Source organism: Caulobacter sp. AVps18 (assembly GCF_058681425.1).
On the sequence record NZ_CM178737.1, the window covers coordinates 1,891,350 to 1,902,700 of the forward strand.

The window sequence follows — 11,351 nt, forward strand, 5'->3', positions numbered from 1 at the left end:
CCTCTATCGTTAAACAACAAGCTCGAACGATTTAGGCCGCGCCCGCCCAATTCCTCTCCCTCCAAAAGAGGGATAATCGGCCAACGCACACCCCCTGTTGAAATCCCCCCCCAAACCGTCTATACGCCCCGCTTCTCCGTCGGGCTCGCCCGGCGAAGACCTGTTTGTGAACAGCGGGGCGTGGGGTCACCAACGCCGTAAATGAGGAAGAGCCCTTCCTCGCCGTCGGGAGACAGGGATGGACAAGACCACGCAATTCCTCCTGCAAACGGATGGGACGCGCGGCTGACTTTCCTTGGAACAGGCTGATGCAACTCGCGTGCGGGAGCGATCCCTCATGCGCGCGGCATTTGGCTGCCGGAATGGTCCGGCCGCTGTCATTGAGTAGGAGACCGCAATGGACCGCGCTCAAAAGCAGGAGTCGATCGAGGCGCTGAAAAGCGTGTTCGCCGACGCCGGCGCTGTCGTCGTGACCCACTACATGGGCATGACCGTTGCGGAAATGACTGAACTGCGTGCCCGTCTCCGCAAGGAAGACGCCACGTTCCAGGTGGTGAAGAACACCCTGGTCCAGAAGGCCCTCGGTGGCTCGATCGGTGAAGCGGGCGACGCCCTGTTCACCGGCCCGGTCGCCATCGCCTTCGGCAAGGACCCGGTCTCCGCCGCCAAGATCGTCACCCAGTACGCCAAGGAAAACGACAAGCTGAAGCTGGTCGGTGGTATTCTGGGCCAGACGACGGTTCTGGACGAAGCTGCGGTGCGGGCGCTCGCCACGCTGCCGTCGCTCGACCAGGTCCGTGGCAAGCTTATCGGCCTCATCCAGGCTCCCGCGACCAAGATCGCTGGCGTCCTGCAGGCCCCGGCTGGCCAACTTGCTCGCGTCTTCAACGCTTATGCGACCAAAGACGCCGCCTAACGGTCATCTCCGCGTACATCCCTCATTCGTTTTAGGAAACTGAACATGTCCAAGCTCGAAAAGCTGGTTGAAGAACTGTCCACCCTGTCGGTCCTCGAAGCCGCCGATCTGTCGAAGATGCTGGAAGAAAAGTGGGGCGTCTCGGCCGCCGCTCCGGTCGCCGCCGCCGCCGCCGTGGCCGCTGCTCCGGTCGAAGCTGCTGAAGAGCAAACCGAGTTCACCGTTGTTCTGACCGCCGGTGGCGACAAGAAGATCAACGTGATCAAGGAAGTCCGCGGCGTCCGTCCGGACCTCGGCCTGAAGGAAGCCAAGGACCTGGTCGAAGGCGCTCCGCAGAACGTCGTCGAAAACGTCTCCAAGCAAGTCGCCGAAGAAGTCGCCAAGAAGCTGACCGAAGCCGGCGCGACCGTCGTCGTGAAGTAAGACCGCTCGCTTCGGCGAACGGACTTGCCCCGGCCCCGGTCGGGAACCAGACTTCAAGAGCGGGCCCGGAGGGAAACCTCCGGGCCCGTTTTTCATGGCCCGCGAGACGCCGCTGGCGAAACCTTGACCGGACAAAAAAGTCTGCCATGCCTGTTCCGCACGCGTAACTTCCCTCAGCTTCGTCCAGGAGAATCGCTTTGACCCTTGTGGAGAAGCATGCGGTTCAGATCTCAGGCCAGGGCGTGCGCCCGATGGTGTTTTCGCACGGCTTCGGTTGTGACCAGAACATGTGGCGGCTGGTTGCGCCGGCCTTCGCGGCTGACTTCAAGACTGTCGTGTTTGACCATGTCGGCGCGGGGCGTTCGGACCTGTCGGCCTATGATCGCGACAAATACGCGATGCTTGACGGCTATGCGGACGATGTCGTGGCCCTGTGCGACGCGCTGGACCTCAAGGATGTGGTGTTTGTCGGCCATTCGGTCAGCGCGATGATCGGCGTTCTGGCCGCCGCGCGCCGGCCCGGCCTGTTTGGCCACCTGATCATGATCTGTCCGTCGCCCCGCTATATCGACGACGCGGACTATGTCGGCGGCTTCGCCCGCGCCGACATCGACGAACTCCTGGACTTCCTCGACGCCAACCATCTGGGCTGGTCCACGACCATGGCCCCGGTGATCATGGGCAATCCCGACCGGCCGGAGCTGGCGGAAGAGCTGTCGAACAGCTTCTGCACCACCGATCCCGACATCGCCCGGCAGTTTGCTCGCGTCACCTTCCTGTCGGATTCTCGCGAAGACCTGACTGCGGTGGCGACGCCGACCATGATCATTGATTGCCTTGAAGACAGCATCGCCCCGCCCGTTGTGGGGCGCTATGTCCAGGCGGCGATTCCGGGCAGCGTCCTGACCACGCTGGACGCCACCGGCCACTGTCCGCATCTGAGCGCGCCCGAGGCGACGATCGCGGCCATGCGCGCCTATCTGAACGATCTCGGTCCGCGCGCCGGCTAAGGAAACGCGTGCCGCCCCCCCCTACCACTGCCGCTGGCTCAAATCTCGACGCGCTGTTCGACCTGGCCCCCTGCGGGCTGGCCGTGCTGGGGCCGGGCTATGTCCTGACGGCCTGCAATCGCTACTTCAGCGGACTGGTGGGGCGATCAGCCGAGTCGATGATCGGTGCGACGGGGTTTCCTGGCCTGCTGACGGTGGCTGGGCGGATCTACTTCGAGACCCATGTCGCGCCGCTTCTGAGGATGCAGGGGCGGGTGGATGAGGTGGCCTTCGATCTGGTCACGGCCAGCGGCGCTCGGGCGCCGGTCCTCCTCAACGCCGAACTGATCGGCGACCTGGAGCGCGGGCAGGGCGTCATTCGGCTGGCGGTGTTCCCGGCCTCGGATCGCCGGAAGTACGAGGCCGAGATTCTCAAGGCCCGGCGCGAGGCCGAAGCGGCGCGCGAGGCGGCGGAGGCGGCCAGCAAGGCCAAGGACGACTTCCTGGCCAACATGTCGCACGAGATCCGCACGCCGCTCAACGCGGTGGTCGGCGTCGCCGGCGTCCTGGCGACAACGCCTCTGTCCCCCCATCAGCGTGACATGCTGGGGATGATCGAGACCTCCGGCCTGCTCCTGGAGCGGCTGGTTTCCGACGTGCTGGATCTGGCCAAGATCGAATCCGGCCTGATGTCCATCGAGGTCCGGCCTTTCGACCTGGACGCCTGCATCCGGGGCATCGCCAACCTGATGGGGGTTCGCGCCGCCGAGAAGGGCGTGGCCTTCACCCTGCGACTGAGCGAGGCGACACGGGGCCTGTTCCTGGGCGACGGGCTTCGCCTCCAGCAGGTGCTGGCCAACCTTCTGTCCAACGCCATCAAGTTCACGTCCGAGGGCGAGGTGAGCCTGACGGTAGACGTCGAGCCGGACGCGACCTCGTCGGCCTTGAGCCGCCTGCGGGTGGCGGTGCAGGATTCCGGCATCGGCTTTGATGAAAGCCTGGCGGCCAGCCTGTTTGATCGCTTTAGCCAGGCCGACAACAGCATCACCCGGCGGTTCGGCGGCACGGGCATTGGTCTGTCGATCTGCAAGCAGCTGCTGGATCTGATGGGCGGTCAAATCCAGGTGCGATCGCAGCCCGGAGCGGGCAGCACCTTCAGTTTTGATGTTCCGTTGGAGCGGCCCGCCGCTGACGCCAGCACCCCTTCAGGTTCAGCTTCCGCCCCGGTGGAGGCGAAGAGCGAGCCCGAGGCGGCCGGTCTGGCTGCGGGGCCGGCCTTGCGGATCCTGCTGGTGGAGGACAACGACATCAATCAGGAGATCGTCGCCCTGATACTTGCGCCACATCATGTGGAGCTTGAGATCGCGGGCAACGGCCATCTGGGGCTTGAGTGCTTCCAGCGTCAGACCTTTGATCTGGTGCTGATGGACATGCAGATGCCCGTGATGGATGGGCTGACCGCCACCCGCGCCTTCCGCGCGCTGGAAGCCGCCGATCCGGCTCGCGTGCGCACACCGATCGCGCTGCTCAGCGCCAACGCCATGGAGCAGCACCGGGTTCAGGGCGCAGAGGCGGGGGCCGATCTGCACATTTCCAAGCCGATCACCCCCGGAAGCCTGATCGCCGGCGTCCGTCAGGCCCTGCTGGCCGGCGGCGACTGAATCGTTCGTCCCATCGGCTGGTTTCCCTATCCGAAGCGGGCGGCCTCAACCCGATTGTGGCCGCCAGCAGCGCAGGGGCATGAGCCGCCCGGCGGAGGCCGGGAGACGGCCGCGCAACGTCTCGCGCCTCCGGGGGTTACGGTAGCCAGGTTCATGCCCATATCGGCCCCTCCCGTTTCAAAACGCATCGAGTTCCCATGCACATTCTGATGGTTCTGACCTCGCACGATCGTCTCGGCGACACCGGTCACAAGACAGGCTTCTGGCTGGAGGAATTGGCCGCGCCCTACTATGCGCTGAAGGATGCCGGCGCGACCCTGGTCCTGGCCTCGCCCGCCGGCGGACAGCCGCCGCTGGATCCCAAGAGCGACGCCGCCGACGCCCAGACCGACGACACGCGCCGTTTCAAGGCCGATCCGGAGGCCCAGAAGGCCCTGGCCCATACGGTTCCTCTCGCCGGGGTGAAGGCCGCAGACTTTGACGCGGTCTTCTATCCCGGAGGCCACGGCCCGCTGTGGGACCTGGCCACCGACCCGCACTCAATCGCCCTGCTCGAGGCTTTCGCTGCCGCAGGCAAGCCCGTGGCCGCAGTCTGCCATGCCCCCGGCGTTTTGCGCGATGTCCGGCGGCCGGACGGCGAGCCCCTCGTCTCGGGCAAGGCGGTGACCGGCTTTACCAATTCCGAGGAAGAGGCCGTCGGCCTGACCAAGGTCGTGCCCTTCCTGGTCGAGGACATGCTGCAGGCCAAGGGCGGGATCTATGCCAAGGGGCCAGACTGGGGCCCGTTCGTCCAGACCGACGGCCAACTGGTTACCGGCCAGAACCCGGCCTCGTCGCGGCCGGCGGCTGAAGCCCTGCTGGCGTTGCTGAAGGCCTAGATCGCCGCAGGTCCGATTGGGTCTAGGATCATGGCGCACGGGAGCTGAGCCATGATTCTGTCCGACCTGACCCGCCGCGCCGCCCTGACGGGATCGGCGGCGACCCTGATGGCTCCGGGCCTGACCGGGCCGGCGAAGGCCGGCCTGCTGCCTGCCGGCCATATCGAGATGCTCGAGCCGGGCGCGGTCAGCCAGTTGCGCGGTCTCTCGATCGTCCGGCACGGCTACTGGGCCAGCGGGTCGAACGGCGTGCTCTATCAGGGCGGCCGGGGCCGCAGCCTGACCGTGGTCCGGCCGGGTGGTGCCGAGGGGCTGGATTTCCGGGGACTGCACGCCTTTGACCGGAACCATGTGCTGGCGATGAGCGCCGGTCCCGGTCCGGCCTCGCAGCTCTGGCGGACCCGCGACGGCGGGCTGACCTGGGCGGCGGAGATGATCAATGCCAATCCTGCCGGCTTCTGGGATGCCCTGGTCTTCACCCCGGACGGTCGCACCGGCTACATCCTCGGCGATCCGACCGGCGAGGGCTTTACCCTGCTGATCACCCGCGACGGGGGTGCCAGCTGGACCCCGGCACCCCGGGGTCTGATCCCGGCCCCGGCCGCCGGCGAGGCGGCCTTTGCCGCCAGCAACGGCTGCCTGGCTGTCGGCCCCAAGGGGCAGCTGGCCTTCTGTACGGGCGGGGCCGGCCGGGCCCGGGTCTTCCTGTCGCGCGACGGCCATCTGCGGCGGTTCCAGATCTTCGAGACCCCCATCCCCGCCCAGAGCCCCACCCAGGGGGCCTTCGCCCTGACCTTCGGTCCGCATGGCGAGCTCTGGGTGTGCGGCGGGGACTACAAGGCCCCGACGGCCAGGGGCGTCAATCTGGCGTGGCTGGCCCCTGGCGGGGACCAGTTTCAGGCCGTCGATGCGCCGCCCGGCTATCTGTCCTCGATCGCCACGACCGGCGCGACGGTACTGGCCACGGGCCTCTCCGGAACCCTTGCCAGCCGGGACGGAGGCCATTTCGAGCGCCTCACGGCGCAGCCCTATAATGTTGTGCGTCTTATGAACCGGAAGACGGCCGTGCTGGGTGGTCCGGGCGGAACGGTCGGGCTCTGGCGGGCCTGATCAGGCCACGGCGGTGATCGCTATCGCCTGGCCGGGCAGGGTCGGGATAGCCAGGGCGGCCAGGGCCGGCTTGGCCAGCAGGTAGCCCTGCATCAGGTCCACGCCCAGATCGCGCAGAACCTCATATTCGCCCAGGGTCTCTATGCCCTCGCAAAGCGGTGTAACCCCAAGGTCGCGCAGCATGCCCAGGACGCTGCTGACAATGGTCTGCTTGACCGTGCTGGTATCGATGCCGCGGATCAGGTCCATGTCGAGCTTGACGATATCGGGCTGAAACCTTGAGAGCAGGCCCAGTCCCGCATAGCCGGCGCCGAAGTCGTCGATCGCGGTCTTGAAACCCATGGCGCGATAGCTGCGCAGGATGTTGAGGATGTGATCGGTGTCGAGCCGCTCGGCCTCGGTGAACTCAAAGATGATGCGATTGACCGGGAAGCCGGTACGCATCGCCGCCGCGAGGGTCAGCCGGATGCAGGCCCGGGGCTCGTAGACGGCATTGGGCAGGAAGTTGATCGAAAGGTGGGCGCCCTGATCGGCCATCCGTAGTTGGGCGGCCAGTTCGATCGCCGTGACGCGGCAGGTCTGATCGAAGGCGTAGCGGTTGGTTTCCGACACCTGGTCAAGGACGCTCATCGCGCTTTCACCGCCCGCGCCCCGCACCAGGGCTTCGTGGGCGAAAACGGTTCCGGTCTTTACGTCAACGATGGGCTGGAAGGCCATCGTGATCGGGGTGTCAAAGCGGGCACCGTCCTTGCAGCCGTTGCAACCTGTCGCTGACGTCATGCCTGGCTCCTGGCTAGCACTGCCCATTGAAGTCAAAGCGTAAGACGTCACCGGTTAAAATTACGCTTTCTTGCCAGCGACGACTGATCTTGGACTCTGGAACAGGGCTGAAACGACAGGTCTGGCAAATTCCAGGGCGCAGAGACGCTTGGACAGATAACGCGTTATTTGAAAACAACACAAAGCACCGATCATCAGGCCTGGCGCGCCAGGCGGTGAGGGGGACCTTGCAGATTTCCTAACATTTCCTCTTTCCATCCCCCTTGGGCTGGCCTATATCCGCCGGCTCACGAAGATATTCGGCAGAGCGCGCGTGCGCGTGTCTGCAAGTACGCCCCGAGGCGCGGTCAGCCGCCCTCCGACCAGCGCGAAGGGGCGCCCGTCAGGTCTACCGGTCCCGGTCGCCTGGCAGGGGAATTCCAGCGTCCGGCGCTCCCGTTTCAGGCGGGTGCGGCGAGGGTGGACGCAGGATCAAAACGAATTTACGCGCGGATTCCGTATCCGCGCCGCAGGGAAAAAACATGGCGCAATCCTTCACCGGCAAGAAGCGGATCCGGAAGTCTTTCGGCCGCATCCCCGAAGCTGTGCAGATGCCGAACCTCATCGAGGTTCAGCGCTCGTCCTATGAACAGTTCCTTCAGCGCGAGGTCCGTCCGGGCCAGCGCCGCGACGAAGGCATCGAGGCGGTCTTCAAGTCCGTCTTCCCGATCAAGGACTTCAACGAGCGCGCGGTGCTCGAATACGTCTCGTACGAGTTCGAAGAGCCCAAGTACGACGTTGAAGAATGCATCCAGCGCGACATGACCTTCGCGGCGCCGCTGAAGGTCAAGCTGCGCCTGATCGTGTTCGAAACCGAAGAAGAAACCGGCGCCCGGTCCGTCAAGGACATCAAGGAGCAGGACGTCTACATGGGCGATATCCCGCTCATGACCGACAAGGGCACCTTCATCGTCAACGGCACCGAGCGGGTCATCGTCTCGCAGATGCACCGCTCCCCTGGCGTGTTCTTCGACCACGACAAGGGCAAGACCCACGCCTCGGGCAAGCTGCTGTTCGCCGCCCGCGTCATTCCCTATCGCGGATCGTGGCTGGACTTCGAGTTCGACGCCAAGGACGTGGTCTATGTCCGCATCGACCGCCGCCGCAAGCTGCCCGCCACCACCTTCCTCTATGCCCTGGGCATGGACGGCGAAGAGATCCTGACGACGTTCTACGACGTCGTGCCCTTCGAAAAGCGCGAAGGCGGCTGGGCCACCCCCTACAAGCCCGAGCGCTGGCGCGGCGTGAAGCCGGAGTTCGCCCTCGTTGACGGCGACACCGGCGAGGAAGTCGCTCCGGCCGGTACGAAGATCACCGCCCGTCAGGCCAAGAAGCTGGCTGACGCCGGCCTCAAGACCCTGCTGCTGGCGCCCGAGGCCCTGACCGGCCGCTATCTGGCCCGCGACGCCGTCAACTACGAGAACGGCGAGATCTACGCCGAAGCCGGCGACGAGCTGGACGTCACCTCGATCCAGGCCCTGGCCGATCAAGGCTTCAGCACCATCGACGTGCTGGACATCGACCACGTCACGGTCGGTGCCTACATGCGCAACACCCTGCGGGTGGACAAGAACGCCGTCCGCGAGGACGCGCTGTTCGACATTTATCGCGTCATGCGTCCGGGCGAGCCGCCGACCGTCGAAGCTGCCGAAGCGATGTTCAAGTCGCTGTTCTTCGACGCCGAGCGCTACGACCTGTCGGCCGTGGGCCGCGTGAAGATGAACATGCGCCTGGAGCTGGACGCTTCGGACGAGATGCGCGTGCTCCGCAAGGAAGACGTGCTGGCGGTCCTGAAGCTGCTCGTCGGCCTGCGCGACGGTCGCGGCGAAATCGACGACATTGACAACCTGGGCAACCGCCGGGTGCGTTCGGTCGGCGAACTGCTGGAAAACCAGTACCGCGTCGGCCTGCTGCGCATGGAACGCGCCATCAAGGAACGCATGTCGTCGGTCGACATCGACACCGTGATGCCGCACGACCTGATCAACGCCAAGCCGGCTGCGGCCTCGGTGCGGGAATTCTTCGGCTCCTCGCAGCTGTCGCAGTTCATGGACCAGACCAACCCGCTGTCGGAAATCACCCACAAGCGTCGTCTCTCGGCGCTTGGCCCGGGCGGTCTGACCCGCGAGCGCGCCGGCTTCGAAGTCCGCGACGTTCACCCGACCCACTACGGCCGCATCTGCCCGATTGAAACGCCGGAAGGCCCGAACATCGGTCTGATCAACTCGCTGGCCACCCATGCCCGCGTCAACAAGTACGGCTTCATCGAGAGCCCCTACCGTCGCGTCGCCGACGGCAAGCCGCTCGACGAAGTCGTCTACATGTCGGCCATGGAAGAGTCGAAGCACGTCATCGCCCAGTCCAACATCAAGGTGTTGGACGGCGAGATCGTTGACGACCTGGTTCCCGGCCGGATCAACGGCGAACCCACGCTCCTGCAAAAGGAGATGGTCGACCTGATGGACGTGTCGCCGCGTCAGGTGGTTTCGGTGGCCGCGGCCCTGATCCCCTTCCTCGAAAACGATGACGCCAACCGCGCCCTCATGGGCTCGAACATGCAACGTCAGGCCGTGCCCCTGGTGCAATCCGATGCCCCCCTTGTCGGGACAGGCATGGAAGCCGTGGTCGCTCGCGACTCCGGTGCCGTGGTCGTGGCCAAGCGCACGGGTGTGGTCGAGCAGATCGACGGTACGCGTATCGTTGTGCGCGCTACCGAAGAAACCGACGCCGCCCGTTCGGGCGTCGACATCTACCGCCTCAGCAAGTTCCAGCGTTCGAACCAGTCGACCTGCATCAACCAGCGTCCGCTGGTGAAGGTGGGCGACAAGATCAACTCGGGCGACATCATCGCCGACGGTCCCTCGACCGAGCTGGGCGAACTGGCCCTGGGCCGCAACGCGCTCGTCGCGTTCATGCCCTGGAACGGCTACAACTTCGAAGACTCGATCCTGATCTCCGAACGCATCGTCCGTGACGACGTCTTCACCTCGATCCACATCGAGGAATTCGAAGTCATGGCCCGCGACACGAAGCTCGGCCCGGAAGAAATCACCCGCGATATCCCGAACGTCGGCGAGGAAGCCCTGCGCAACCTCGACGAAGCCGGCATCGTGGCCATCGGTGCCGAAGTCCAGCCGGGCGATATCCTGGTCGGCAAGGTCACGCCGAAGGGCGAAAGCCCGATGACGCCGGAAGAAAAGCTCCTGCGCGCCATCTTCGGTGAAAAGGCCTCGGACGTCCGCGACACCAGCCTGCGCCTGCCCCCGGGCGTCGCCGGCACGATCGTCGACGTGCGCGTGTTCAACCGTCACGGCGTCGACAAGGACGAGCGCGCCCTGGCCATCGAACGCTCGGAAATCGACCGTCTGGGCAAGGACCGCGACGACGAATTCGCGATCCTGAACCGCAACATCTCGGGCCGTCTGCGCGAGCTGCTGATCGGCAACGTCGCTCTGTCGGGCCCCAAGGGCCTGTCGCGCGGCGAGATCACCGCTCAAGGCCTGGCTGATGTTCAGCCCGGCCTGTGGTGGCAGATCGCGCTCGAAGACGAGAAGGCGATGGGCGAACTTGAGTCGCTGCGTCGTCTGTTCGACGAGAACCGCAAGCGTCTGGACCGTCGTTTCGAAGACAAGGTCGACAAGCTGCAGCGCGGCGACGAACTGCCCCCCGGCGTGATGAAGATGGTCAAGGTCTTCGTGGCCGTGAAGCGCAAGCTTCAGCCCGGCGACAAGATGGCCGGCCGTCACGGCAACAAGGGCGTCATCTCGCGCATCCTGCCGATCGAGGACATGCCGTTCCTCGCCGATGGTACGCACGTCGACGTCGTTCTGAACCCGCTGGGCGTGCCGTCGCGCATGAACGTCGGCCAGATCTTCGAAACCCACTTGGGTTGGGCCTGCGCCGGTCTCGGCAAGCAGATCACCGCCCTGATGGAAGACTGGCAGGCCGGTGGTCAGAAGGAAGCGCTCATCGAGCGTCTGACCGAGATCTACGGCCCGGACGAAGAACTGCCGGACACCGAAGAAGGCCTGCTGGAACTGGCTCGCAACCTCGGCAAGGGCGTTCCGATCGCGACGCCCGTGTTCGACGGTGCGCGCATCGGCGACATCGAAGACCATCTGCGCATGGCGGGTCTCGACCCTTCGGGCCAGTCGATCCTGTTCGACGGCCAGACGGGCGACCAGTTCAAGCGTCCGGTCACGGTCGGCTACATCTACATGCTGAAGCTGCACCACCTGGTCGACGACAAGATCCACGCCCGTTCGATCGGTCCGTACTCCCTCGTCACGCAACAGCCGCTGGGTGGTAAGGCCCAGTTCGGCGGTCAGCGCTTCGGGGAAATGGAAGTGTGGGCTCTGGAAGCCTACGGCGCGGCCTACACCCTGCAGGAAATGCTGACGGTGAAGTCCGACGACGTGGCCGGCCGCACCAAGGTCTACGAGTCGATCGTCCGTGGCGACGACACGTTCGAAGCCGGTATCCCCGAAAGCTTCAACGTGCTGGTCAAGGAAATGCGCTCGCTCGGCCTGAACGTCGAGCTGGAGAACAGCTGATC

Annotated in this window: 8 protein-coding genes; 7 read left to right on the forward strand and 1 reads right to left on the reverse strand. The window is 65.3% G+C overall.

Annotated features, from left to right (window positions below; all coding sequences use genetic code 11):
• Nucleotides 1-397: 397 nt before the first annotated feature.
• The 6 genes from rplJ (at nucleotide 398) to ACW179_RS09005 (ending at nucleotide 5,977) form a co-directional block, all read left to right on the forward strand.
• Nucleotides 398-916: a 50S ribosomal protein L10 gene (gene rplJ, locus ACW179_RS08980; protein ID WP_492063951.1), complete on the forward strand. Its 519-nt coding sequence runs from the start codon at nucleotides 398-400 to the stop codon at nucleotides 914-916.
• A gap of 45 nt (nucleotides 917-961) precedes the next feature.
• A complete protein-coding gene (gene rplL, locus ACW179_RS08985) occupies nucleotides 962-1,339 on the forward strand; it encodes a 50S ribosomal protein L7/L12 (RefSeq protein ID WP_492063952.1) in 378 nt (125 codons plus the stop codon).
• A 206-nt stretch (nucleotides 1,340-1,545) separates the two neighbouring features.
• Nucleotides 1,546-2,349, forward strand: a complete 804-nt coding sequence (locus ACW179_RS08990) for an alpha/beta fold hydrolase (protein WP_492064277.1) — start codon at nucleotides 1,546-1,548, stop codon at nucleotides 2,347-2,349.
• 8 nt (nucleotides 2,350-2,357) lie between these two features.
• On the forward strand, nucleotides 2,358-3,989 hold the full coding sequence (locus ACW179_RS08995; protein WP_492063953.1) for an ATP-binding protein: 1,632 nt from the start codon (nucleotides 2,358-2,360) through the stop codon (nucleotides 3,987-3,989).
• Between the two features lie 197 nt (nucleotides 3,990-4,186).
• Nucleotides 4,187-4,867, forward strand: coding sequence for a type 1 glutamine amidotransferase domain-containing protein (locus ACW179_RS09000; protein WP_492063954.1), 681 nt, complete (start codon nucleotides 4,187-4,189; stop codon nucleotides 4,865-4,867).
• Between the two features lie 51 nt (nucleotides 4,868-4,918).
• Nucleotides 4,919-5,977, forward strand: coding sequence for a WD40/YVTN/BNR-like repeat-containing protein (locus ACW179_RS09005; protein WP_492063955.1), 1,059 nt, complete (start codon nucleotides 4,919-4,921; stop codon nucleotides 5,975-5,977).
• Here ACW179_RS09005 and ACW179_RS09010 read toward each other — a convergent pair whose 3' ends face one another.
• The gene (locus ACW179_RS09010; protein ID WP_492063956.1) at nucleotides 5,978-6,757 is read right to left on the reverse strand and encodes an EAL domain-containing protein; all 780 of its coding nucleotides are present in this window, start codon (nucleotides 6,755-6,757) and stop codon (nucleotides 5,978-5,980) included.
• Between the two features lie 521 nt (nucleotides 6,758-7,278).
• Between ACW179_RS09010 and rpoB the strand changes: the two genes are divergently transcribed.
• Nucleotides 7,279-11,349 carry a DNA-directed RNA polymerase subunit beta gene (gene rpoB / locus ACW179_RS09015; protein ID WP_492063957.1) on the forward strand — a complete coding sequence of 1,357 codons (4,071 nt, stop codon included), beginning with the start codon at nucleotides 7,279-7,281 and terminating at the stop codon, nucleotides 11,347-11,349.
• Nucleotides 11,350-11,351: the final 2 nt, after the last annotated feature.